The sequence below is a fragment of the Cupriavidus necator A5-1 genome, assembly GCF_000744095.1.
GTDB lineage: Bacteria > Pseudomonadota > Gammaproteobacteria > Burkholderiales > Burkholderiaceae > Cupriavidus > Cupriavidus necator_A.
On record NZ_JQLI01000001.1, the window covers coordinates 1,085,712 to 1,110,331 of the forward strand.

At 62.0% G+C, this 24,620-nt stretch carries 24 protein-coding genes and 1 pseudogene; 14 read left to right on the forward strand and 11 right to left on the reverse strand.

The window, feature by feature from the left end; all coding sequences use genetic code 11:
* Nucleotides 1-2: 2 nt before the first annotated feature.
* The 4 genes from K307_RS04785 to K307_RS04800 all read right to left on the reverse strand — a co-directional run bounded on the left by K307_RS04785 (nt 3) and on the right by K307_RS04800 (nt 3,824).
* A complete protein-coding gene (locus tag K307_RS04785; RefSeq protein WP_013958951.1) occupies nt 3-356 on the reverse strand; it encodes an NIPSNAP family protein in 354 nt (117 codons plus the stop codon).
* Complete coding sequence (locus K307_RS04790; protein WP_042876660.1) at nt 343-2,118, reverse strand: FAD-dependent oxidoreductase; 1,776 nt, start codon at nt 2,116-2,118, stop codon at nt 343-345. Before K307_RS04790 ends, K307_RS04785 begins: the two co-directional genes overlap by 14 nt.
* Before the next feature lie 81 nt (nt 2,119-2,199).
* Nucleotides 2,200-2,628 carry a Zn-ribbon domain-containing OB-fold protein gene (locus K307_RS04795; protein WP_042876663.1) on the reverse strand — a complete coding sequence of 143 codons (429 nt, stop codon included), beginning with the start codon at nt 2,626-2,628 and terminating at the stop codon, nt 2,200-2,202.
* Nucleotides 2,625-3,824 (reverse strand): thiolase family protein, encoded by a 1,200-nt coding sequence (locus tag K307_RS04800; protein WP_042876665.1) that lies wholly within the window; start codon nt 3,822-3,824, stop codon nt 2,625-2,627. The genes K307_RS04795 and K307_RS04800 overlap by 4 nt, the downstream gene beginning before the upstream one ends.
* 214 nt (nt 3,825-4,038) lie before the next feature.
* Here K307_RS04800 and K307_RS04805 point away from each other — a divergent pair, with 214 nt between their 5' ends.
* Together K307_RS04805 and K307_RS04810 are read left to right on the forward strand one after the other, a co-directional pair.
* On the forward strand, nt 4,039-5,319 hold the full coding sequence (locus K307_RS04805) for a CaiB/BaiF CoA transferase family protein (protein ID WP_042876667.1): 1,281 nt from the start codon (nt 4,039-4,041) through the stop codon (nt 5,317-5,319).
* Nucleotides 5,320-5,345: 26 nt separating this feature from the next.
* Nucleotides 5,346-6,503 (forward strand): CaiB/BaiF CoA transferase family protein, encoded by a 1,158-nt coding sequence (locus K307_RS04810; protein WP_230625479.1) that lies wholly within the window; start codon nt 5,346-5,348, stop codon nt 6,501-6,503.
* A 133-nt stretch (nt 6,504-6,636) separates the two neighbouring features.
* Here K307_RS04810 and K307_RS04815 read toward each other — a convergent pair whose 3' ends face one another.
* On the reverse strand, nt 6,637-7,434 hold the full coding sequence (locus K307_RS04815; RefSeq protein WP_230625481.1) for a FadR/GntR family transcriptional regulator: 798 nt from the start codon (nt 7,432-7,434) through the stop codon (nt 6,637-6,639).
* Nucleotides 7,435-7,717: 283 nt separating this feature from the next.
* On the opposite strand from K307_RS04815, the gene K307_RS04820 reads away from it, so the two are divergent.
* The 5 genes from K307_RS04820 (at nt 7,718) to K307_RS04840 (ending at nt 12,514) form a co-directional block, all read left to right on the forward strand.
* Nucleotides 7,718-8,467: an electron transfer flavoprotein subunit beta/FixA family protein gene (locus tag K307_RS04820; RefSeq protein ID WP_042876671.1), complete on the forward strand. Its 750-nt coding sequence runs from the start codon at nt 7,718-7,720 to the stop codon at nt 8,465-8,467.
* 20 nt (nt 8,468-8,487) lie between these two features.
* Nucleotides 8,488-9,432 carry an electron transfer flavoprotein subunit alpha/FixB family protein gene (locus K307_RS04825; RefSeq protein WP_042876674.1) on the forward strand — a complete coding sequence of 315 codons (945 nt, stop codon included), beginning with the start codon at nt 8,488-8,490 and terminating at the stop codon, nt 9,430-9,432.
* A gap of 71 nt (nt 9,433-9,503) precedes the next feature.
* Entirely contained in the window at nt 9,504-10,907 is a 1,404-nt protein-coding gene (locus K307_RS04830; protein WP_042876678.1) for an MmgE/PrpD family protein, read from the forward strand.
* Nucleotides 10,908-11,002: 95 nt separating this feature from the next.
* Nucleotides 11,003-11,932 carry a Bug family tripartite tricarboxylate transporter substrate binding protein gene (locus tag K307_RS04835; RefSeq protein ID WP_051974658.1) on the forward strand — a complete coding sequence of 310 codons (930 nt, stop codon included), beginning with the start codon at nt 11,003-11,005 and terminating at the stop codon, nt 11,930-11,932.
* 90 nt (nt 11,933-12,022) lie between these two features.
* Complete coding sequence (locus tag K307_RS04840) at nt 12,023-12,514, forward strand: MaoC/PaaZ C-terminal domain-containing protein (protein WP_042876681.1); 492 nt, start codon at nt 12,023-12,025, stop codon at nt 12,512-12,514.
* A gap of 259 nt (nt 12,515-12,773) precedes the next feature.
* Here the strand turns inward: K307_RS04840 and K307_RS04845 are convergent, their stop codons facing one another.
* From K307_RS04845 to K307_RS04860, 4 genes and pseudogenes are all read right to left on the reverse strand, one after another.
* Complete coding sequence (locus K307_RS04845) at nt 12,774-13,007, reverse strand: helix-turn-helix domain-containing protein (protein WP_230625483.1); 234 nt, start codon at nt 13,005-13,007, stop codon at nt 12,774-12,776.
* A gap of 455 nt (nt 13,008-13,462) precedes the next feature.
* Nucleotides 13,463-14,107: a hypothetical protein gene (locus K307_RS04850; protein WP_042876683.1), complete on the reverse strand. Its 645-nt coding sequence runs from the start codon at nt 14,105-14,107 to the stop codon at nt 13,463-13,465.
* Nucleotides 14,108-15,029: 922 nt separating this feature from the next.
* Nucleotides 15,030-15,374: a hypothetical protein gene (locus K307_RS04855; RefSeq protein WP_042876684.1), complete on the reverse strand. Its 345-nt coding sequence runs from the start codon at nt 15,372-15,374 to the stop codon at nt 15,030-15,032.
* A pseudogene (locus tag K307_RS04860) lies at nt 15,368-15,628 on the reverse strand (IS110 family transposase); the annotation flags it as partial. The pseudogene K307_RS04860 and the gene K307_RS04855, both read right to left, overlap by 7 nt.
* A gap of 342 nt (nt 15,629-15,970) precedes the next feature.
* On the opposite strand from K307_RS04860, the gene K307_RS04865 reads away from it, so the two are divergent.
* The 5 genes from K307_RS04865 to K307_RS04885 all read left to right on the forward strand — a co-directional run bounded on the left by K307_RS04865 (nt 15,971) and on the right by K307_RS04885 (nt 21,470).
* Nucleotides 15,971-17,641 carry an FAD-dependent oxidoreductase gene (locus tag K307_RS04865; RefSeq protein ID WP_042876686.1) on the forward strand — a complete coding sequence of 557 codons (1,671 nt, stop codon included), beginning with the start codon at nt 15,971-15,973 and terminating at the stop codon, nt 17,639-17,641.
* A 1-nt stretch (nt 17,642) separates the two neighbouring features.
* On the forward strand, nt 17,643-18,692 hold the full coding sequence (locus K307_RS04870; RefSeq protein ID WP_042876688.1) for a cupin domain-containing protein: 1,050 nt from the start codon (nt 17,643-17,645) through the stop codon (nt 18,690-18,692).
* A complete protein-coding gene (locus tag K307_RS04875) occupies nt 18,689-19,576 on the forward strand; it encodes a fumarylacetoacetate hydrolase family protein (protein ID WP_042876690.1) in 888 nt (295 codons plus the stop codon). The genes K307_RS04870 and K307_RS04875 overlap by 4 nt, the downstream gene beginning before the upstream one ends.
* Nucleotides 19,577-19,686: 110 nt before the next feature.
* Nucleotides 19,687-20,655, forward strand: coding sequence for a Bug family tripartite tricarboxylate transporter substrate binding protein (locus K307_RS04880; protein ID WP_042876692.1), 969 nt, complete (start codon nt 19,687-19,689; stop codon nt 20,653-20,655).
* Nucleotides 20,656-20,729: 74 nt separating this feature from the next.
* Nucleotides 20,730-21,470, forward strand: a complete 741-nt coding sequence (locus tag K307_RS04885; protein ID WP_051974659.1) for a FadR/GntR family transcriptional regulator — start codon at nt 20,730-20,732, stop codon at nt 21,468-21,470.
* Between the two features lie 678 nt (nt 21,471-22,148).
* Here the strand turns inward: K307_RS04885 and K307_RS47525 are convergent.
* A complete protein-coding gene (locus tag K307_RS47525) occupies nt 22,149-22,388 on the reverse strand; it encodes a hypothetical protein (protein WP_155301083.1) in 240 nt (79 codons plus the stop codon).
* Between the two features lie 16 nt (nt 22,389-22,404).
* A complete protein-coding gene (locus tag K307_RS47530) occupies nt 22,405-22,701 on the reverse strand; it encodes a hypothetical protein (RefSeq protein ID WP_155301084.1) in 297 nt (98 codons plus the stop codon).
* Between the two features lie 872 nt (nt 22,702-23,573).
* On the opposite strand from K307_RS47530, the gene K307_RS04895 reads away from it, so the two are divergent.
* Nucleotides 23,574-23,876 (forward strand): type II toxin-antitoxin system HigB family toxin, encoded by a 303-nt coding sequence (locus K307_RS04895; RefSeq protein WP_042876694.1) that lies wholly within the window; start codon nt 23,574-23,576, stop codon nt 23,874-23,876.
* On the forward strand, nt 23,876-24,226 hold the full coding sequence (locus K307_RS04900; protein ID WP_042876695.1) for a helix-turn-helix domain-containing protein: 351 nt from the start codon (nt 23,876-23,878) through the stop codon (nt 24,224-24,226). The genes K307_RS04895 and K307_RS04900 overlap by 1 nt, the downstream gene beginning before the upstream one ends.
* Nucleotides 24,227-24,620: the final 394 nt, after the last annotated feature.

Sequence of the window (24,620 nt, forward strand, 5' to 3'; positions counted from 1 at the left end):
CGCTATCGGTGACTCGTCGGAATCGTCACCCCAGGCATGGCAACCGCGCGGATCAGCCGCGTCTCCTGGGCGACGATGAGATGTTCTGACGCCGCCAGATAGTCGGAGAACCGCGGGTGGGCATCGCGCGCACGGGAGCGACGCTCGTAATCGGCGAGATCCACGTATCCCCACAAGTGCACGAACTGGTTCTGCGGTCCGACCTGGCTGACGTAAGCGCCAAGCGGGTTGCCCAGTGTTTCGAGCAGAATGGGCATTGCCATCTTGCCGAACACGTCGAGGAACTCGTTCATCTTGCGCAGCCGGATCGTGTAAATACGGTGGTCGACAAGGGTTAGCGCGTTATCGGGCTGCATGGACCTTCTCCTGTCGTGTACCTTGCAATGCCCGGCTGCCGGCTGGCACATTGGCGCGCCTGGCGATATGCCGGCCGGTGATATAGCCGAATGTCATAATGGGACCAAGCGTGATGCCTGCACCCGGATAATTGCCGCCCATAATGCTTGCGCGGTCGTTGCCTACAGCGTAGAGCCCTTCAATAGGGACGCCATCCTCGCGTAGCACGGCCCCTTCCACATTAGTCGCAATGCCGTCGAAGGTGCCGAGATCGCCCATCACAACCTTCAGCGCATAGAAGGGGCCTTGTGCGACCTGCGCCACGCAGGGGTTCGGTTTGTGCTCCGGGTCGCCGAGGTACCGGTTGAACGAGGTGGTGCCGCGGCCGAACTGGCGGTCGTCGCCGTGCTGTGCCCCCGCGTTGAAGTCCCGCACCGTCTGCTCCAGCGCGGTCGCGTCGATGCCGCACTTCTGCGCCAGCTCGGCGAGCGATCTTCCGCGCATGAGGTAGCCTTTGCGCAGTAGTCCCCCCAGGGGAAGCGGCGCCGGCTTGGCGTAGCCCAAGCCATACTTGGAAATGGTGCCCTGGTCGCAGATCAGCCACATCGCCGTTTCCGGCTGGCCTTCGCAAGCGCGAATGAGGTCCGCCCCCACATCGTGGTACGAATTGGATTCATTGGTGAACCGCTGGCCGTTGCGCAGCACGCCGATCACGCCTGGCTTATAGCGGTCCAGCAGGTGGGGGAACGCCACGAAACGGCCGCCGCGCATCGGCACCTTCGACACCGGCATCCAGGCCGCCGCGTCGCGATAGCGCAGCGGCACTGTCCCGCCGGCCTGTTCGGCCAGGCGCGCACCATCACCGGTGTTAGTGACAGGCACGGGCGAGAAGTGTTCTCCGCCACGGGCAATGTGTGGGTATGCCTTGCGCAGCCGCTCTATGTCATGGGAGAAGCCGCCACTTGCCAGCACCACCCCTTGCCTGGCGCGGATCTCGACCTCGCGGCCGTCGCGGCTGACGACCGCGCCCACGACGGCGCCGTCCCGCGTGACAAGGCGAAGTGCGGGAGAAGCGGTCCAGATGGGAATGCCGAGCTCCAGAGCCGATTTCGCCAGGCGCGCGGCCAGTGCATTGCCGCTGGTCACATTGACGCCGCGTCGATAGCGCACCAGTTCCTTGAGGTGGCTTGCCAGCCGCCTGGCAACGTAGAAGAACGAGCGGACCGACTTCGTGACATTGAAGAAGTGCTTCAGGTCGGCATTAGACGAATTGAACATCATGCCGATGAACGTGATCGTCGCCAGCGGCGGGCGCAGGCGCGGCATGTCCTTGCCGAGTTCGCGGATGTCGAAGGGCGCCGCCAGGATCGAGCGGCCGACATCCACGCCGCCGATCTGCGTAGGGTGGTAGTCGGGGTACAGCGTCGGCACGAACCTCACGCTGGTTTCGCGCTCAAACCACTCGACCATCTTTGGACCGTTCTCCAGGAACGCGTCGACGGCAGCAGCGTCGAAGGCGGCGCCCGCTTCAGCAGCGAGATACGTGCGCGCGGCATCGCGGCTGTCTTTCTGGTTGGCGCGGCGGGAGACCGGGTTGCCGGGAATCCATAGCACACCGCCCGAAAAGGCGGTGGTACCGCCAAACATGCTGTCCTTCTCCACGACCAATACGTTGAGGCCGTGCTTGCGGGCCGTGACTGCAGTGGAGAGGCCGCCCGCGCCGGAGCCGATCACCAGCAGATCGCAGTCGACGGTGTCTGTGGACGGAGGGGTGTCGCGCATGGCGTAACTCCTGAAACAATATGGAAAATGGTCGTGATCGCAGCGGCGGCCGTACCGTGGCCGCCGCGCGAGGACAATTGCTCAGCGCTGCAGAGCCCGGGCGGCGAACAGGTCTCCGTCCTCGTAGCGCAGCCGGACCATCTCGACGGGCATGCCAACGCTTGGGGCAACGGCTTCTGTCTCTAGCAGCTTGCATGCGATGCGCACGCCGCAGTCCAGGTCGACAATACAGACGCTGTACGGGGCCTCTGCCGCGAAGATGGTCGGCGCAGCGTGCACGCGCGTCCAGGAATAGATAACGCCGCGCTGACTGAGCTCGGTCCATTCGAGTGAATCGGACCAGCAATGCGGGCAAATGATCTGTGGCGGAAAACTCTGCTTGCCGCAGTCGCAGCAGCCGGTAGTGATCCAGCGGCCTTGCGCAAGTGCGCTCCAGAAGGGCTCGGTCGCTTTCGATACACGGGGCGGATAGGCGCGTGCGGCGGCCATATCGACGGTCTTGAGCATCATTGAACTCCCTCGAACACGTGAACCAGCGCAGCGTTGTAGTTGCCCAGTTCACCGGTGGCAACCCCCCATCTGGCGTCCTTCACCTGGCGATCTCCCGCGCGGCCCCGTAGTTGCTCGGCGATCTCCACGTAGTTGTAGAGCGACGTGACATAGGACGGATGGCCACGCGAGATCAGACCACCCGAGGTCGATATCGGAATCCTGCCGCCCAGGGTTGTTTCTCCTTCGAGCGCAGCGATCGATCCGCGGCCGCGCGGCACCAGTCCGAGGGCCTCGCTGACCAGGATCTCGACAATCGTGCAAGGCGCATAGGGTTCCGCCATGTCCAGGTCGGCAGGCGTGATGCCGGCCTCTGCGTACGCATATGCCGAAGCCACACGCGCTGCCTCGAAACCGATCATGTCGTTGGGCACGTCACTGATCTGGTGGGAGCCGTCATGGTGGAAGCCACGGCCTTGGATCAGCACATACGGGCGGCCGGTAGCCAATGCAACATCCTCGCTTGCAAGTACCAGGCAGGCCGCCCCGTCCCCGCGGGGGGGCACGTCGTACAGCCCCAATGGCTCAACGATCGGCCGCTGTTCCAGTACGTCCTGCATCGTGACCGGCTTCCGGTATTGGGCCAGCGGGTTCATGGACGCATGGAAGCGGTTCTTCACGGCCACGGCAGCCAGCTGCTCGCGCGTGGCGCCATACTCGTGCATATAACGGGTGGCATCCATGGCGTACCACGAGATTGGCGTGAAGCCTGCCGGCACATGGAAGTCGACGTCACCGGTCGCGCGCATGCTGCTCATGGCGTGCTCGGCAGAAGAAACCGCCGTTTCCATATTGACGCCGAGTGCCAGTGCGACTTTGGCCCTACCCAGCAGGATCTCATTGCATGCCTGGTCCAGCGCCAGCGCCGCGGTCATGCCATTGCCCATCACCTCGAGCACGGTACCCCGGCATGGCAGCTTGAGTTTGCCAACCATGAAGGTGTGCAAATACTTCTGGCGCGTATAGGGACGCGGCAACGTGAAGACCAGGCTCTCGATATCGCGCTTCTCCACGCCGGCATCGCGCGTCGCCTCAAGCACCAGGCGAAGCAGAATCTCGTGCTCCAGCGTGTGGATGTCCTCCGTGTCCGCCGTCTGGTGCCGCCCCACCGGAATGGCACTCGCGCCGATGATCGCGACGCGCTTTTGCTTGCTCATTGCCTTGTCTCCATCACTCGTGCATGCAGCGGAACGCTCGTTCCCGCCAATGCACACGTTCGATTTGATCCAATGGTAGAACCAATGAAGTCATGATGTCAAATCAGGGATTTCACTCAGAGGCCCCCTTCCCAACTCGAGTCGCAATCGTTGACTACACTGCGGCGATCCATTACATTGGTTGAGCCATTGACAAAAGTTGGAGAGGGAGACCATGTTTAACCAGGCCTATATCGAAGAGCTACCAGTGCGTGAGACGCCATCTCAGCCAAGAGAAAGCGCCGTGTGCGGACTAAAAGTGGTGGACTTTTCGCACTTCATCGCCGGGCCATTCGCGACAATGATCCTGGGGGACTTTGGCGCTGATGTAATCAAGATTGAGCGACCTGGGCGGGGGGAGGATTTCCGCTATTACCCACCACTGGATCCCGAGCTACCTGCGCAGGGCGGCCCGTACCTTTGGAGCAATCGGAACAAGCGCAGTCTTGCGCTTGATATCAAGACCGAGGAAGGTGCGAAGGTAGCGCTCGATCTGATCGCCACTGCCGACGTCGTGTTCGAGAATTTTTCGAGCGGCGTCATGGAGCGTCTTGGGCTAGGCTACGAGCGCTGCGCGCAACTCAATCCACGCCTCATTTACTGTTCTGTGTCCGCGTATGGGCGTACGGGGCCGTATGCGGATCGACTGGGTTTCGACCCTGTCGTACAGGCTGAGAGCGGTTACATGTCCATGAATGGCTACCCTGACCGCCCCGGCGTGCGCAGCGGGCCGGTGGTAATGGATATGGGGACGGCCCTGATGGCGAGCAATGCACTGCTGCTTGCCTTATTGGCACGCGAGCGCACCGGAAAGGGGCAGTTTGTGGAGGTATCGCTGTTTGATACCGCTGTGATGATGACCGGATTCGCTGGCATGCAGAACTTGCTGACCGGAAAGGATCCTCAGCGCCACGGCAACTCAACCCCGGATACCTGCCCGTCGGGGGTTTTTCGCGCGGCGGACCGCCCCTTTTACCTGCATTGCGGGAACGACAAGATCTTTGCGCGCCTGTTCGGCGATGTCTTGGGACGCCCGGATATCGCGGCTCGTCCCGATCTGGTGAGAAGCTTCGATCGGCTTAATCATCGTGACGAACTATTTGGGATTCTCAACGAGGCTTTTTCGGCGCAGCCATGGAGCCACTGGCAAGCTAAGTTGCGCGCAGCCTCCATACCACACGGCGAAGTCCGTACACTTGGCGAGGCGTTGCGCTCTGGCGAGGCGCAGTCACGCGGTCTGACAAACCGTATTCCCCATCCCGTAAAAGGCTGGATTCCCCACATTGAATCGCCGATGAGGCTATCCGAAACGCCTGCCGTGGCGCCGCGGCCGGCGCCCGCGGTGGGTCAGCACACCCTCGAAGTGCTGCGCGAAGTCCTTCACTACGATGACGCGCGGATCGCGGCTCTCGAGCGCGCCGGCGCTCTGGGTGCTGCGCCGGTACCAGAAGCATAATCCCGGCTATGGCTGGCAACGGAAACATGATCTTGCGTGAATCCAACGCTGTCGCGCAGAAGAAAGGGCCTTTGGCTGGCGTACGCATCGCGGAGTTTGCGGGGTTGGGGCCTGGTCCGTTTGCCTGCATGCTGCTGGCGGACATGGGCGCGGATATCGTGCGCATCGACCGCCCGGGCGCGAGACAGGTTCACCCCCATGACCTGATCGGACGCGGCCGACGCACCGTGCTGCTGGACCTCAAGCACCCGGGCGACCGCGATCAGGCGCTCGCGTTGCTGGCCCACACCGACGCGCTCGTGGAAGGATTCCGCCCGGGGGTGATGGAACGCCTCGGCCTGGGGCCGGAGGCGGTGGCGGCAGTCAATCCGAGACTGGTCTACGGCCGCATGACGGGCTGGGGACAGGAAGGGCCACTGTCACAAACCGCTGGCCACGATATCAACTACATCGCGCTGTCGGGAGTACTGGCTGCGATCGGCGAGCGCGATGGTGCACCGGTGCCCCCGCTGAACCTCGTCGGAGACTATGGCGGGGGTAGCCTATACCTCGTGACAGGCATCCTTGCCGCGCTGATCGAAGCGCGCACCTCGGGTCGTGGACAGGTGGTGGACGCCGCGATCTGCGACGGCGCGCTTTCGCTAATGAGCCTGTCTCTGGGCCAGAGCCTGCGGGGCCTTTACATGGAGCACCGCGGCGACAACGTCCTGGATGGCGGCGCCCCTTACTACGCGGTGTACCGCGCCGCGGATGGCGAATACATCTGCATCGGCGCGATCGAACCGCACTTTTTCGCGGTGCTGTGCGAGCGCATCGGCTTGGATCCGGCGCTGCGGAACGCACAACATGACCGGACCCGATGGCCGGCACTGAGAGCGGAACTGACGCGGATCTTTGCGCAGCGCAGCCGGGAAACATGGACCGCTCTGCTCGGCGATACCGATGCTTGCTTTGCCCCTGTGCTGAAACTGAGCGAGGCCGCACAGCATCCGCATCTGGCGGCACGTGGGGCGTTTGTCGACGTTGGCGGTGTGCCACATCCGGCGCCGGCACCGCGATTCTCGCGAACACCGTCGTCGGTCGCCCGCGCCGAGACCTCCGGCCCCCTCACCTGTGACCAGGTCCTCAGCGGATGGACCAATGGCGGCCAGGCGACGGGTGCGGCATCAGGCGTGCCAACTTAGATTGGCTATCTGTCTGTCGATTGTGCTTGCGGGGGAGGCGATGAGGCAGCCCTACCCTGCCGGGCCACACAAATCGAGGATCCTTGCCTCCAGGCAGACCCTGTCTGCCTGGACTGCAACGAAGACAGACCACTCAGCCATTGTTCCCGACCTGCGATAGATAGTAGCGATGCACGCGCCGAAGATGCGCGGTCATCTCACTGGCAGCCTCGTCCGCATTTCGTTCGACAAGGAACTTGACAAGCCTGCGCCGCGATGGGAGTACGAAACGGTTCTCGTTATAGCCGATCTCCGCAATGTAGTCGACCATGACTTTCAGGATGGCCTCCATCGTGAGCATCAGGATGGGATTACCGGAAATCCTGACGAGAAGACGATGGAACTCGAGGTTAATGCGCGCACGCTCCTCAATATTTCCCGTCTTTTGCGCCGCCTCGGCCGCAGCCACATTCGCCTGTAGTGCCTCGAGGTCCGCTTCAGTTGCCTTCACGCAAACGTCGCGGACCACAAGGTCAGCAAGCATGACCCGCGCTTCGGTCAGTTGCTCCGGCGTGATCGACCCGAGATAGTAGAGGTCCGTCAATCCGGTAATGACAACGTCCTTGTCGCCCTTCTTGATGAACGCACCACCTGTAGCGCCCTTCTTGAGTTCGACGAGGCCGGAAATCTCAAGCGCACGCAAGGCTTCGCGCAAAGTGTTGCGGCTCACGCCGAAACGCACGCAAAGGTCGCGTTCAGGAGGAAGCTTTTGACCCGGCTTAAGCCTGCCCGCCATCACCTCCTGTCGGATCTGCCTGGCGATTTCGTCGACTGCCCGGCTGACCGAGATGGGTTCGAAAGCGGCTTCTTCGGAAACGACAGCCTGCCCGGTTTGGTCCATGTGCATTTCCACTGCTTTACCTTTTTCTGACTGCTTTTGATGCGCTTTCACGACGCTCGACGTGCCACAGGTTCGCGCACATCGTAGCATACCGCGGCCGGCGGTTCCATTGATAGGACCAATGAACTTCCGACCGTCACGTCAGGGAAATCACTAGGTTCGGCTTCATTGACGCGCAATTCGCCATCAAAGTACCATTGGCTCAACCAATGACTTTTATTTTCCGTGCACGCAGGTGCGCGAACCCTGAACCGCTGCACCTGATTTACAGCGGAGCGTCCGTTCGCTGCGCCTGGCAGGTATGGTCAATTGTTGAATAGCTGAGTAGATACGCATGAAAGTACTCGTCGCAGTCAAGCGGGTGGTGGATTACAACGTCAAGGTCCGCGTCAAGGCGGACGGCACCGGCGTCGATCTGACCAACGTCAAGATGAGCATGAACCCCTTCGACGAAATCGCCGTGGAAGAGGCCGTGCGCCTGAAGGAAGCCGGCGTTGGCACCGAAATCGTCGCCGTGTCGTGCGGCGTCACGCAGTGCCAGGAAACCTTGCGCACCGCGATGGCCATCGGTGCCGACCGCGGCATCCTGGTGGAATCGAATGAAGACCTGCAGCCGCTGGCGGTGGCCAAGCTGCTGAAGGCGCTGATCGACAAGGAACAGCCGCAACTGGTGATCCTGGGCAAGCAGGCCATCGATGACGACTCCAACCAGACCGGCCAGATGGTGGCCGCGCTGGCTGGCCTGCCGCAAGCCACGTTCGCCTCGAAGGTGGTGGTTGCCGACGGCAAGGCTTCGGTGACCCGTGAAGTGGATGGCGGCCTGGAAACGCTGTCGATCAAGCTGCCGGCCGTGGTGACCACCGACCTGCGCCTGAACGAGCCGCGCTACGTCACGCTGCCGAACATCATGAAGGCGAAGAAGAAGCCGCTCGATATCGTCAAGCCGGAAGACCTCGGCGTGAACGTGAAGCCGCGCCTGTCGACCGTGAAGGTGGTGGAGCCTGCCAAGCGCAGCGCCGGTGTGATGGTGCCGGACGTCGCGACGCTGGTGCAGAAGCTGAAGAACGAAGCCAAGGTTATCTGAGAGCGCGGGGGAGAAATAACATGACTGCACTCGTCATTGCTGAACACGACAATCAATCCATCAAGGGCGCCACGCTGAACACCGTGACCGCCGCAGCCCAATGCGGCGGCGACGTGCACGTGCTGGTGGCCGGTGCCAACGCCAAGGCCGCGGCTGACGCCGCCGCCAAGATCGCCGGCGTGACCAAGGTGCTGCTGGCCGACGCCCCGTATTTCGGTGACGGCCTGGCCGAGAACGTGGCCGAGCAGGCGCTGGCGCTGGTGGCCAATGCCGCCAACGACTACTCGCACATCCTGGCCCCGGCTACCCCGTACGGCAAGAACATCCTGCCGCGCGTGGCCGCCAAGCTGGACGTGGCCCAGATCTCGGAAATCTCCAGGGTCGACGCCGCGGACACCTTCGAGCGTCCGATCTACGCCGGCAACGCCATCGCCGTCGTCAAGTCGTCCGACAAGATCAAGGTCATCACCGTGCGCGGCACGGCGTTCGACTCTGCTGCTGCCGACGGCGGCTCGGCTGCTGTCGAGAGCCTGCCGCCCGTCGCCGACCTGGGCATCTCGCAGTTCGTCTCCAGCGAAGTGGCCAAGAGCGACCGACCGGAACTGACTGCCGCCAAGATCATCGTCTCGGGTGGCCGTGGCGTGGGTTCGGGTGAGAACTACACCAAGGTGCTGACGCCGCTGGCCGACAAGCTGGGCGCCGCGCTGGGTGCCTCGCGCGCCGCCGTGGACGCCGGCTTCGTGCCGAACGACTACCAGGTCGGCCAGACCGGCAAGATCGTCGCGCCACAGCTGTATATCGCCGTCGCTATCTCCGGAGCGATCCAGCACCTGGCCGGCATGAAGGACTCCAAGGTGATCGTCGCGATCAACAAGGATGCCGAAGCCCCGATCTTCTCCGTGGCCGACTACGGCCTGGTGGGCGACCTGAACACCGTGGTGCCGGAGCTCGCGGGGGCCGTCTGAAGACAGTGGCGCGCGACGGCGCAATGTTTGCGACTGTACGCCCCCTCCTTTTGAACGCCTGAGTCGCCATCATGACTTCGCTCACTACTGACGCCACGTTCCTCGACCAGCTCCATGCGCGCGCCGCGCATTGCCGCTTCGACCGCCTGCCCGCTGCCGTCGTCACCCAGGCCAAGCTTTGTATCCTCGACACCATCGGCTGCATTGTCGCTGGCATGCAGGCCGAGGAATCCAGGCTCGTCGCCGGACCGTCAGCCACATCTGCCCAGGCCGGTGATCAGGCTTCCGTATTTGTCCACGGCAGCAAGATGCCGATCGCAGCGGCGGTTGTTGCCAACGGCTACGCGGGGGACATCCTCGAATTGAACGACCTGATCGGCGGCCACGCGAGCATCGGTTGCGTGACTGCGGCTGTCGCCACGGCCGAGGCCGTTGGCGCAAGTGGACGCCAGCTGATCGAAGCCGTGGTGCGCGCCATCGAATTGACCAGCGCCGTCTATACCGCCGTCTATCCATCATTGAAGCCGTATAGTGAAGTTGGTCTGACTCCCGTCGGTCTGCCATCTTCTGTCGGCGCCGCGGCCGGCGTGGCACACTTGCGCGGACTGGATGACGATCAGACCCGCCATGCGCTGGCGATTTCTGGGGCGCTGGCCGGCTGGTGCCCTGCGGAGGTCATCTTCCGCCAGGGCGGTACTGTCAAGCCCATGCTATTCGGGGCGCAGCCTGCGGCTACCGCCGTCACTGCGGTGCAGTATGCCAGCCGCGGAATGACAGGCCCACTTCAACTGCTTGACGGTGACCTTGGGTACTTCTCGACGGTATCCGAAAGCGGCCGTCAGAACACGAGTGTGTCGTTGGAGAACTGGGCGTTGCTCGCCCCACGTCGCAAGCTTCACGCCTGCTGCGGCTATATCCATTCCGCAGTCGATGCACTCGCCGCCTTGCGGCGTGGCTGGCAAGGCGACCTTGCCGAGTGCGACATAGAAGTCAGGCTGCCGGCGTATGTGCACGAAGCGGTGGCCAAGACCGAACCGCCTTGCACGGCGAACGAGGCGCGCTTCGATATCCGCTACTGCCTGGCGCTTGCGGCGTGCGGGTTCGATGTCATCCGGCCCGGACACAGCCTCGACCTTCGCCAGTATCTCGACCGCCCCGATGTGCGCGCAGTCATGCGGAGCATCGTTGCCGTTGCGGATCCGTCCCTGAACCACTATGAGCGCAGCCAGGTCTCCATCCGGCATCGGCACTCGGACCGGTCGCAGTCTCTGTATCAGGAGGCACCGCGCGGGGCACCCTCGAACCCCCTCAGCGCGAGCGATGTCGTGGAGAAATTCGTCGCACTGGTTTCCTGGCACATCTCCCCCGACAGCGCGCATGCCTATGCGAGGCGCGTACTGGCCCTCGAAGAATTTCCGGATTGTGGGTGGCTGGTCGCCTCATTGCAGACGGATCAACACGTTGCTTGCGCCTGACGCAGACAGCCTGATCCCTATCACACACCACCAGGCGAGAACGAGAGAGGTAGACGATTATGAGAGCAGCTTCATTTGCGGGTCTTGCAATAGCGATGAGCATGGCATGCGCTGGCGCGTCTGCCGAGCCCGGCTACCCGACCCGGCCCATCCGGATCATCGTGCCGTTCACGGCGGGATCGACCTCCGACATCACTGCGCGTGCCGTGGCGGCCCGGATTGCGGTGCCGCTTGGGCAGCCGGTCGTTGTCGAGAATCGTCCTGGCGCCAATGGGCTGCTTGGCATGCAGGCTGCCATGCGCAGCAACCCGGACGGGTATACGCTCGTGCTGTCGAGTGCGTCCTCGACGATGGTGCCCCCCGCATTACTCAGGTCCCCGCCCTTCGATCCACGCAAGCACTTCACGCCCATCTCACTGGTCGCCGCCACGCCATTGCTGCTTGTGACACGCAAGGACGCCGCGATCAACTCCGTTTCAGATCTCATCGCACAAGCGAAACGCGCGCCCGGCACCGTGACCTATGGCAGTTCGGCGGGCCTCTACCAGCTCGCCATGGAGTCACTCAATCAGCGGGCGGGAACGGACATTGCCCCCATCCCCTACAAGGGCCCTGCTGAAGCAGAGTCCGATCTGATCGGGGGCAGGCTCACTGTCATCCCGGACGCTCTCGGCCCGATCATGCCTCATATACGAAGTGGCCGTATCAAGCCTCTTGCGATGCTGAGCGCAAAGCGATCCGATTTGCTGCCCGACACTCCCACCATGCAGGAACTCGGTTACAAGGACTTCGAGTTCACCGGCTGGCTCGGGCTGCTTGCGCCGGCGGGAACGCCGCGCGAGATTGTCAGCCGGCTGAACGCCGAAATTGTAAAGGCTGTGGAATCGGGTGAAGTACGGCGGCAGTTTGCCTTGCTCGGCATAGAAGCCAGATCGTCGACGCCCGAGGCGTATGCGTCCTTGATTGGTCGAGACACTGCTCGCTATGTGCGCATTGCGGAGCTTGCCGGCATCGAAAAACAGTAGACATGCCGCCGGCCGGACGAAGCCTTTTCTAACTGGCACGAACGTCGCCCGAATCGCTCTTTTGGCCTACCACCTTTCCTGGATTGCACAATGACTGATGACGCAGCTCGCTATCAACCGCGTGGCCTCTATTTCGAGGATTTCGAAATTGGCAAGACTATCGTAACCTCGCGACGCACTGTCACGCTGACCGATATTGTCAATTTCGCTTGCCTGTCGGGCGACCACAACGCCCCCCATATCGATCACGAGTTCTGCAAGACGCAACCCTATGGAGAACCCATTGCCCACGGCCCGCTCGTGCTGGCGATCGCCGGCGGGCTCCAGTGTCTGAGCGGCATTAACGACGGCACCATCGTCGCGATGCTTGGCCTGGACAAGTGGCGCATGCACCTTCCGGTCAAGGCGGGAGACACCATCCAGGTCTTTATTACGCCGACGGAGAAGAAGCTGACCAGCAGCGGCAAGCAGGGCATCGTCATTTGCGACCGCATTGTCAAGAACCAACGCGGTGAGACGGTGCACTCAATGGTGATCTCGCTAATGTACAAGTGTCGGCCGACTGCAGAGCAGCCCCAATAAGCATCTTTTCGCGGCCGAAAGCCGCTCAGCGGAGACAACACCGTGCATAAGATCTTTGGAAGCGTTCTCTACGAACCCGGAAAAAGCCCGTCGTGCTGAGCGCTGCACCTCGTCATGAAAGGAGTGTTCGGCTGGCGGCCGACCGCCTGCGGGCGCGCGGCCCCGAGTAGGAGCTCCAGGCTGCTATTCTGGCCGCGAATGGCATTTCCGCATCGATCGAGGGCCACATCCGAGAATGACGCCCATCCTGATCGCGGCCCTACTCTTCCAGCCAGGCATGCTGTCCCCTGGCCACATCCTCGCCGATCTTGGCCGCATAGGCCGCTGCCTGTTCGAGCCAAGGTGCCTGCCCCTTGGGCACGACCAGCATCGTCAAACCCAGCCCGTCCAGCACACGCAGGGCGTGCTTGAGATTGACGCCCTTGCCGTTCTCCAGCTTGGACAGCATGCCGACGGAGACACCGCAATGCCTCGCCGCCTGGTCAATGGGCATCCCTTCCCCTGCCCGGGTTGCTCGAATGCGGTCGCCCAGTTGGTGAATGGTGCGAATTGTCGCGCGCGAAGGTGGCGTCGGATCAGGTAGTGGTCGCGGCATGGAGGCCCGTCCCGTGAAGAAGGCAAGCCAGTGTGGGGGGCAGCCGGCCAGATTATTTCATGATAGTGAAATTATAATCCGAAACGGGGTAGGCTGCCTTCTTTGCCGAGGGGAACTGCCTCGTATTAGCCAGCGATTGACGGTTGCAGGCGGAGCTTGGCGATTAATTGCATTTTAATTTCGGCGTAACGGCTTCGCCTGCTGTTGAAGATCGTCATTCGTGCGACCCACGCTCAACATTCATGCGACCGTTGCTTTTTTTGGCTCAGCATTCGTAAAGGTAGTACGTTTACGTAGTAATGTTAGTACGCGCCTTGAGGAGCGCCGATTTCTTCTCTTACGACTAAACATTTTTACTGCAGCAGTTCTGGCAGCAACGCGACAACTTGCCTTTCGGCCCTCATCGCCACAACGAGTTGGCGGCTATGCCGTTCGACCCGCCCTACCCTTTCCGCCAGCTTCGTTAGGATCTCTCGCGAATGCTCATGCTGTTCGACAACGTCAAAGCCGCTGAGCCAACGCACCACTCCAGTCAGCGGATGCAGAGGCTTGCACCACAGAGCGCTGGGATGCCGACAGCCGTTCCAGTGCATCGCGGCGAGCAGCCACGCCGCCGCGTTGACCTGAGTGGCTGCCACCTTGATGGCGGGCTTGTTCGGATCGAAACATCGAACGGCGAGACGAAGCAGCCGCTGTTGGCGACGCAGCACGTTTGCCCACGCCCGGCGCAGCAATAATCTTGTCAAATGCTCGCTGTCGTGCAGCAACGCACTCGAGTCGCCGCCGGCCATCGCCTCGTATGTCCAGTCGCTCGATGCGCGGGTCCGATAGCGCCCGCTGTTGGTCATAAACGCTCGGCTGCCCAGGATCTGGCGCCATTGACGGATGAGCTTATCGCGCTTACTCGTTGGCGGCGGAACTGCCTCGCGTTCGCGCGGCATCGGCACGTACGCGGGGTTGGGCTCAGACTGCTCCAACACAAGGATCGGCAAGACCATGGTCTATACCTCCAGCCTTACTCTCTGTCACGCGGCGACGTACCCGTACTCTCGCACTGCTCTGGGCCTCCGCTTTCCGACGGGCGGCCCAGCGCCGCGAAATCGTAGGTCTGCTTGGCGGATTAACACTTGCTCCTGCGCATCGCTTCCGGATTTCGACGCTGAGCTCGAGAAGCGGATAGGCGAGATGACGCTGCCGCGGCAGCCAATCGGTAAGCACCTCACTCACGATCTCCTCGACCGTCTCCGCTAGACGCGAACTTCCCACTTTGGGACCCCGGTCGTGAGGTATCAACGCGCTCGCCACAGGATCCGCGAGGAAGCGCCGGCGCAAGCGATACACCGTAGACCAATGGATTCCAAGCAGCTCGCCAGCCTTCTTAGCCTGCTGACGCGAGAGGGGCCCAATCCCCAGCGGACGTAAGACCTTCACGATCTCCCGTTCGCGCTCCGTTGCAATCCCCACCGTCGAGTTCAAAACCGTGGTCTTACACAGCCGAGACGATTGTCTGAGCGGACGCTTGACTCTCGCACTGCTCGCCGCCTCCGCTTTCCGATGGGCAGCCCAGCGTCGCGAAATGGTAGCTCTACTTAGCGGATTAACACTTGCTCCTGCGCATCGTTTCTGGATTTCGGCGCAGAGATCGAGAAGCGGATGCGCGAGACGACCCTGTCGCGGCCGCCAATCGGTAAGCACCTCACTCACGATATTCTCGACCGTAGCTGTTAGACGCAGATCTCCCACCTTGGGACCCCGGTCATGAGGTATCAACGCGCTCGCCACAGGATCCGCGAGGAAGCGCCGGCGCAAGCGATAAACCGTAGACCAATGGATTCCAAGCCGTTCGCCAGCCTTCTTAGCTTGCTTCTGCGAGAGGGGCCCAATCCCCAGCGGACGTAAGACCCACCCCTTTCAAGGTGATTAAACGACACGTCCAGCCTTGATGACACGGGCGGTAGAAACATGCCGCCGTGCTACGCATCCGGCCACATAGCCTTTCTTCTTCGGCGCTTTCGGTCCCCGCGTATGTTTGCGCATCGCGCGGGGATCAACGTGCGTCGCGATCTTGATCAACTTGTGACCGAGCTGAGCTGAGGTGAGGAGGTCATAGGCCTGCCACACCTCGGGCGGCACTGCGATCATCATGCCGGCATACGTCACCCGGATTTCGCTGGCGAGGTAATACGGTGAGAGTTCGATATCACTGGTATCCAGTTCATGGCGGATTCTCACCGCAGTCGCAATCACGCTTAGCACGTTAGCCATGCGCGCAGGTTGATCACCAGCTTGATGATATCGAGCCGGTCGGTCTTCGCGCGCCGCTTGTGGCGTTCGACCGGAATACTGGCCGGATCGATGACGTAGCACTCGATGCCGCGCGCCTGAAGCGCGCGACAGATCCAGAACCCGTCCTGGCCGGCCTCGTAGCTTACGACGACGCGCACACCTGCTGGCAGCGACCACTTCTCTTTGTGCTGTTCGATCAGGTCCAGCACCGCCTGCAGACGCGCCGAGGCCCTGCGCTTTCAGACGGCCAAGGTCAGGATCGGCCGGGGGCGCCGAACGACCCGAAATCCCCCGCCGAACAGGCTCTCGGGCCCGGCGCCCCCAGTACGTGCGCAGTGTTTCCTCAAGAGCATTCACCCCAACTCTCGATCGTCGCCTCAGGGTTTCTACCAACTCGCGCAAATGATCTACTTCGCTACAATTTGGTCAGACCAACATGGTCGTACCAATTTGGTCGGACCAACTCAATATTGTCCGGCGCATGCCCCCGAGGTAGGAATGCTTTGTCGAGTCTTGTCGACGGTTCTGGCTAGCGGGCGGCTAGCGTCGGCTTAAATGAAGAATGGAGGGACAGAATGATCCAGAAGACCCCGGTGCTGATCGTGGGAGGTGGACCAGTCGGCCTGGCATTGGCGGGCGATCTCGGATGGCGTGGTGTCAAGTGCACCCTGATCGAAAGGAGCAACGGAGTCGTTCCTCAGCCTCGCATGGACATGGTCGGCATCAGAACCATGGAGTTCTGCCGGCGTTGGGGCATCGTCGAGGCGGTGGAACAGGCCGGCTACAACCGAGACTACCCGCAGGACTGTGCCTGGGTGACCGACTTGAACGGATATGAGTTCGGCCGGGAGACATTCCCCGCGCCAAGAAACGAAACATGTCCGCCGCAAAGCCCGCAAAAGCGTGAGCGCTGCCCGCAGAACTTCTTCGATCCGGTGCTGCAGCGCTTTGCCGCCAGCACGGGGGTCGCGGAATTGGTGTACGAGACGGAGCTGGAGACACTGGAAGACCGTGGTGACCACGTAATCGTGACGGTCAAGGATGGGAAAACCGGAGCACGCCACCAGATCGAAGCGCAGTACCTGGTGGGCTGCGACGGCGGTGCCAGCGCAGTGCGCCAGGCACTCGGCATCGGCATGTCGGGCGATGCCGTACTGACTTACACGACCAACGTCATCTTCCGCTGCGACGGGCTCGAGCGGCTCCACACCAAGCAGCCCGGCTACCGCTATATCTTCATCGGACCGGAGGGCACCTGGGCGACGCTGGTGGCCATCAACGGCCGTGACCAATGGCGATTCTCTCTGGTAGGCAACGCCGAAAAGCGCACGCTCGGCGAGGACGAGATCCGCCGCGCCATCGTTCGAGCCGTGGGACGGGAGTTCGACTTCGAGATCCTCTCGGTCCTGCCCTGGGTCAGGCGGCAACTGGTGGCGGACCATTACCGCAAGGGACGGGTCTTCATCGCCGGCGACGCTGCGCACCTGACCTCCCCGACAGGCGGCTTCGGTATGAACACGGGCATCCTCGATGTGGTCAACCTGAGCTGGAAGCTGGCTGGCACGCTGCAGGGCTGGGGCGGCCCCCTTCTGCTCGATTCCTACGAGGATGAACAGCGGCCCGTCGCGGTGCGCAACGTCACAGAAGCCGGAGAGAATCTCCGGCGGATGCTGTCGCCGCGGGTGGTCAAGCCCGAAGCGGCCATTTTCGACAGCGACAACGTGCATATCGATGCGGCACGCCGTGAGTACGGTGCGCGTTATACGGAGATGATGAAGCGCGAATGGTTCTCCATCGGCATCCATCTCGGTTATGTCTACGAGGATTCGCCGATCGTCGTCCCCGATGGCACGCCCGCCCCACCTAACGAGGTGGCACGGTACACGCAGAGCGCGAGGCCGGGATCGCGCGCGCCCCACGTGTGGCTTTCCAAAGGAAAGTCCACGCTGGACCTTTTCGGCAAGCATTACGTACTGCTGCGCTTTGGCGATCATCCTCCCGGAGTGGATGCCTTCACGCAGGCGGCTGCGGAGGTCGGTCTGCCGCTGGAGGTGGCCGATATCGCGCAAGGCGAAGCCCAGGCCATCTATGGACGCCGCCTGGTGCTGGTACGACCGGACGGCTCGGTGGCATGGCGTGGCGACACTGTCCCGGCAGATGCCGGCCGCATCGTCGATGTCGTGCGGGGCATGGGTGCCGCCGGCAGTCCTGTTCCGCGCCGCGCTTACCAACTGGCCGAGGTCTGATATGTCAGACGAGCTCATCGGCCAGGACGCGGATCGCAGACGTGCACTGAAGCAGGACCTGGCAAAGTACCACTGCCGAGTGCACCAGCCAGACGATCCCCCATTGTTCACGCGCAGCCCGCGGCCTGCGACCCAGTCCGTGCATTGGCGCTGGGAGGATCTGTGCCCCTTGCTTGAACGCATCGGTCAGGAGGTCGACCTGACCGCAGGTGGGCCGCGCCGGACACTGCGCCTGCACAACCCCGGCCTGCCGCGCGGCACCACCAATACGTTCTGGGCGTCGATCCAGGTCATCCTGCCAGGCGAAGTCGCCACCGCGCACCGCCACACTGCCAACGCCCTGCGATTCATCATGCAAGGCGAGGGAGCATGGACGACGGTGGATGGCGAGTGCTATCCGATGCGCACGGGCGATCTCGTGCTGACGCCATCGTGGGCGTGGCACGATCACGTGCATCGGGGCGACCAGCCGATGATCTGGCTTGACGTCCTTGACATCTCGCTGATGCAAGCGCTGGAGGCCACGTTCTTCGAACCCTACACGGATGGCCTGCAGCCGGTGGACACGGTGCCCGATCGTAGCTGGCGCCAGTTCGGCAGCGGCTTGATGATGCCTCCCGGGGCGCAGCCTCGCGCCGGCGGCGCCAACCCGCTGCTGGCCTACCCTTTCGACATTGCCGAGAAGGCCATCGCTGCCGCTGCGGGCATGCCGGGTGATGCGTATGACGATGTTGCGCTCGAGTATCGCAATCCGCTGGGCGGCGGCCCTGCCATGTCAACGCTCGCCATGCGGATGCAGCTGCTGCGGTCCGGCTTTGTGGGGCGCAAGCGGCGCCACACCGGCAGCAAGCTCTACTACGTCATGCGCGGCGAAGGGGCGACCAGCGTCGGGGACCAGCGCTTCGCGTGGTGCGCCGGCGACCTCTTCACGGTTGCGCCATGGGATTGGCACGCACATGAGAACACCGGCGGGCAAGACGCCCTGCTGTGGCAGGTCAACGATCTGCCGGTACTGAAATCATTGGGTTACTTTAGAGAGGAACTGGCATGAAGATCGGGTCGTTCGACGATTACCGGATTGGTCTGGTGGAAGAAGACCAACTGTACGATGTCACCGCGGTGGTGCCTTCCGGTATCGACGCTTTTCCGCAGCAGCGGTTGAACTGGCTCATCGCCAACTGGGACAGTGTTCAGGAGGAACTCAAGCGATGCCGCGCGGCAAGCCTCCCTCGACGCCTAGATACGGTGCGCCTGCTTCCTGCCGCGCCCTGCCCGCCGCATGTATTTGCCGCGCCGGCAAACTACCGCAAGCACATCGGCGAACTGGGGGACCGCGTCGTCACCAAGGGCGGCCGTAGCGCCAGGGAACAAGGCTTCTTCTTGAAGGCACCCGGCTCCCTGGTTGGGGCCGGCGGTACGATTTTCCTGCCCAAGGGTTCCACCCGGCGCTTCGATCACGAATCCGAGCTGGCGGTCATCATTGGGAAAGCGGGTCGCGATGTTCCGCGCGAACACGCCATGGAATACGTGTTCGGCTATGCCTGCCTGATCGACGCCACCATGCGTATCGAACCCGGCGTCGCGGAAGAAGAGCGCTCGATGCGCAAATCCTTCGAGGGTTTCACCCCGCTGGGGCCATGGATCGTCACGGCCGACGAGATCGGCGATCCGCACGGGTTGAGCAACCAGCTATGGGTCAATGGCGAACTGCGCCAGCAAGCGTCAACACAGGACATGATCGTCGGCGTGGCGGAGCTGATCGAGTTGATCTCGTCGGTGCTGCCGCTGTCGCCTGGCGATGTCATCGCCACCGGCACGCCGGAAGGCGTTGGAGCGTTCGCGGCAGGCGATACGTTGAAGATCGCCATCCAGGGCGTGGGTGAAATGAGTCTGGACGTCAAGGAACGCGAAGTCGTTGCACCACGTGCGTACTAGAACGGACCGGGCCTTGTGACCAGCGTCGCGAAGACCGTGCCGCGATGTCCGATGAACCGGTGCAGGCAAGGACTGCCGGCGGTACCCGGACAAGAAGATCAGGAGACAACATGTTCAAGAAGATAACGCTGTTCGCATCCAGCGCCCTGCTGCTCGCTGCGGCGCCGGTTCTGGCTGCCTATCCGGAAAAGCCCGTCAACGTCATTGTCCCGTTCGCCGCCGGGGGCGGCATCGACGTCCTCGTCCGCGCCATGGCAAGTCGGTTGACTGCCCGCTGGAAGCAGCCGATCGTCGTGGATAACAAGGCCGGCGCAGGCTCCGCGATTGGCGCGGCATTCGTGGCGCGCGCGCCTGCAGACGGCTACACACTGCTGGCAACGGTGAACCAGACTGTCGTCTCGAACCGCTTCCTGTACAAAAGGCTGCCGTACGATCCCGAGACGAGTTTTGCGCCGGTCATCATGATGGTCAAGGCCGACCAATTGATCGTAGCCAATGCCAAGCTACCCGCAAATTCCCTCAGGGAGCTGGTGGATCTGGCCAGGAAGAAACCGGACAGCCTGAACTTCGGCTCCTATGGGAACGGCAGCCAGCCGCACCTGCTCTTCTCCGCGATCAACGATCACGAGAAGATTCAACTCCTGCATGTCCCCTACAACGGCATCTCGCAGAATCTGACTGCATTGCTCGCGGGTGATGTGCAGCTTGCCAGCGGCAGCGTCGCCGTGATGGAAACCCATATCAAGTCCGGCAGGCTCAAGCCGCTGGCGGTGGCAGCCGATAACAGACTGAGCCAGTACCCGTCCGTGCCAACCACGGTGGAACAAGGTTTTCCCTATGCCAAGAGCTCGATCTGGTATGCGCTGTTTGCGCCGGCCGGTACGCCCGACGCCGTAGTTAAAGAGATTCGGGCGGCCGTAGCGGAAGTGCTGAGGGATCCCGTGTTCGTCGAGCAGCAAGTCCATGCGAAGGGTCTCACCGTTGTAGCCGGCGATGGCAAGATGCTGGCTGATACAATCAGAGCCGAAAGCCAGCAGACCTCCGCCATGATCAAGGCTGCCGGCGTAGTTGCTGAGTAGCGCCAGCGCGACAAGAGAGCGCTGTTCATCCTCGGCCCCACGTTTTGCTTATCTATCCAGTGCGATTTCCAGGTATGGTGCCAACTCCAGATTCAAGCGCGACGACTGACAGGCCGCCACGGGTCTTCGAGGACATCTGCGAAAAGATCAAAGAGCAGCTGGCAAGCGGCGCCCTCAAGCCGGGTGACAGGCTGCCTTCGGAACGGGATCTCGCCGAGGGATTTCAAACCTCTAGGTCGGCAGTCCGGGAGGCACTGAGAAGCCTCGAGCGTTCAGGCGTGATCGAACTGCGCAAAGGTCCAAAGGGCGGAACCTACATCTCGCAGGTTGGCTCGTCCGTGGTCTCCAGCTCGCTGAACGACCTGCTTAGTTTTGGCAGCATCTCGATCCAGGATCTGACGGAGAGCCGGGCCATCGTTCAGGACGCAGTCGTTCGCCTCGCCTGCATGCGCGGCACCGAGGCGGACTTCGACGCGCTGCAGCGCAGCATCGAGTTGACTGAGGCGCTCACCAAGGAAGGCAAGCTGATAGAGCGCCGAGCCCAACTGCTGGACTACTATCGCGTCCTCGCACGGGCCACACACAACGAAGTGATGGTGCTGCTGGTCGGCGCCCTTACCGACCTGGTTTCCTCGCTACTGCAGCGGGACAATGCGGTGCCCTTGCCGACGACCGTTAAGACGCACTTCCGCATTCTGCAACACCTTCGGGCGCGCGAGGTCGAGCAAGCCTCCCTGTTGATGTCCGAGCACCTTAAGAAGCTGCACTCCTATCTGGCCAAGGCCGAGAAAGCACGTCTCAAACAGCCATCTTAGCCGGCGATTGCAGGTTGCGGCAGACGCCCATCCACGCTGCGAGTGGCGTCAGGCCCGACACAACTGTTGCAGATCGCTATTTCCGCTAATGGCGATCAATATTTCCGCTGTTGGCGATCACGGGCGCTGTCGAAGATCATCATTCATGCGAGCCGCGCTCATCATTCATGCGACAGTCATTGCCGAGGATAATCAATCGTGCGACCGTGGCTTTTCAGTGCGAAACAACGTTCCGGTGGGGCGTTGCGTACGCTCTTCGAAGCGGCTGATTAAAATTGCCAAGCTTATAGAGGTGCCAGCACCAGGTCGTTTCGAGCTTGCCGGGATGTTGCACGCACATTGAAAAGGTCAGATCCAGCCACTCGACAGACATCGGCACGATTCAGGATCAAACAGAGATAGCAATACCGTAAGAAACGTCTTTCATAGATCCAACCGATTGGGGTCTGCATGGTCAGGCGATCCACGCTCACGTGGGTTAGCTGTGAGAGACGTTCCAAGGTCTCGAACGGCACTAGCGGAAACAGTAGCCATTTCCCCTGTATCAGGGTTGGCATCGGACCGAGATCGGCGTGCGTCCAAAGCTGCCCGACCGTCATGGAGTACTTCCCAGCGAGTCGTCCAAGCCAGCCTCCAAACGTATACGAGAGCGAGCAAAAGATGGGGAGGCGGATTTCGTCAGGCGCCCTGACTTGCGGCAAGGATGTTGATTTTGTTCGTTGGTCGGTGCCAGTCTGGCGATGCTGCCACGATGCATTTGCCGTGACGCGAGGCGGCGATCTTGAGCGCCGAGATGCGGTCGGAAGAGAGCTCTCCGTTTAAGACTGCGACTCTGACCTGCACCATGCAGTGCGCCCCTTCGTCCGTCCAGCGCATCTGTCGCTTCTTAGCCATGCGAAGGCTGACGACCTGGTTCACCGCGGACTCCGCGATGCTACTGCTGATGGCAGGCCCTTCCGATGCCGAGCGCCGTAGTTGACCAACGATTTTTTGCGTTCTTCCGCAGGTTCCAGGAGACTTTATCCAGGTTCCACCAAAGCGTGCTGAATTCATACCCCGTCCTCATCAGCAGTCGAGTGTCCAATGCCTTGATGCGCTCCAACGCTTTGCGGCCCTTGCCATGCCAGACCAGCCACTTGGCGTGAGTGATTTCGGTCGCTATCGATTCCCGTTCCAATGAGTCGATCACCTTGCTACCGAACACGGAACGCTGCGCCGCGTTGAACTTCATGGCGATGTGGAACCAATCGAGAAGCCTCCCGCGTGCGAGCTGACTGCCCTGGACGGTCTTCGCAAACTAACCGGCGTCGTCGCTGATCACGGTCACGCGTTCATCGGTCGCCACACCGTTTCTATGGAGGAACTGATCGAGTCGCGCCGCAGCTGAGGGGACTTCCCGGTGCACATACGCGTAAAACTTTGGCGGACTGTCCGTGAACGTCGCTCGCCCGGCTACGAGATTGACGTGGCGGCCAAGGCCTCTCACGGAGTCGCAATGCCTCAGCCACGCCGAGTCGACGCTCACGGTCGCGACATGGCTGGATTCGCGAATCTGGACGTCCGCTACAGGCTGGGGCAACTTCGCGATGTCATCTTCGATGTCAGCGTCGAGCTGCTTTCCAATGGCTCGAATCGATCGCGAGCGCCGCTGAACGAAATGCCCTTGTCCAGCGGCAGAACTTCCTTAAGCAAAGCCGTGGCCTGCCGGTACGGCAGATGGCTTGCCCACTTTGCCTGGAGGTATTCCAGCTCCGGCGTGGCGCGGTTCGTCAGAGCTTTAGATAAGGGATGGACCACACACCGCGGCGTCCTCGCAGTCCGTTGGCAAGCACACGACCACAGCCGCGGGCTGTGCACGGTCACCTTGCCGTATACAGTACGCATTACCGTCGAGCGACTGTCCTTGTGTCTCAATGTTGCTCCGCAGCACTGACAATGGGTCTGGCCCGAAAACCACCTCTTCACTTGTTTCGAAACCAGCTCGGCCTGCACCTTGGCCAACAGCAACCGTCCCTCCGCGAGGGTGCGGACCCTCAATTACCCCGAGATAGGCAGACCTCCCAAAATGGGAGTACAATCCTCCCAAAATGGGAGAACAAAAGGATGCGGATCATTGCGCGGCGGACGCTGCGAGAGTTTTGGGAGAGCGACCCCGCGTATGCGGATGCGATATCACCCCTCTCTGAGTGGTATCGCCACATGGAGAAAGTGACATATGCTACACCACAGGATGTGAAAGCCGAACTACGGACAGCCAGCATCCTCAAGGGTGGTCGCGTGGTGTTCAACATCGCCGGGAACAAGTATCGCGTGATCCTGGCTATCGACTATGAACGCCAGATCGGGTGGGTCCGTTTCGTTGGCACCCATGCCCAATACGACAAAGTTGACGCGGAGAGCGTGTGATGGATATCAAGCCCATTCGTACCGAACTAGACTACGACACCGCCATGGAGCGCATTGGCCAGCTATGGGGCGCGCCGGTCGGTTCGCCCGAAGGCGATGAGCTGGAAGTCTTGTCGATCCTCGTGGAACGCTACGAGGAAGAGCATTACCCTATTCCGCCATCCGATCCGGTCGAGGCCATCAAGTTTCGGTTGGATCAGCAGGGCCTCACCACGCGCGATCTTGAGCCGTTCATTGGCTCCAGTGGCCGCGTGTCTGAGGTATTGAACCGCAAGCGCAAGCTCAGCCTGAGCATGGTCAAGCGCTTGCACGATGGCCTGCGCATCCCCTACGAAAGCCTGCTGTCGTAGGCGCGCGGGCACCAGGCAAACGGCAGAGGCGCCGAACGAATGCAATTTGCAGTGAGCATTGCCGGCTACGGCGGCAAGCCCAGGTCCGCTCCAACTCGCGCTCGCGTGCCGTCGCGCCAAGAGTCAAGAAGTTACCGTCGCGCACGGGTTGCCGCCCACCCCGCTTTGCCCGGGGAGACGCGCCCGCTGGTGTTGGCCGGTCATCGGCCGCGACTAGGGGCGTGACAAGGCCCTGTCACGCGGGGCGCTGCACCTGATTCTGAACGAAGTGTTCGGCATGGCGGCCGAGCGGCCGCGGTCGCGCGGGGCCGAGTGGGAGGCGCTGGCCAAGTTACTGGCCGGGGCCTTGGCGCACGACTGCGCCGCATCGCAGGCTGCACATGACCGACCAGCA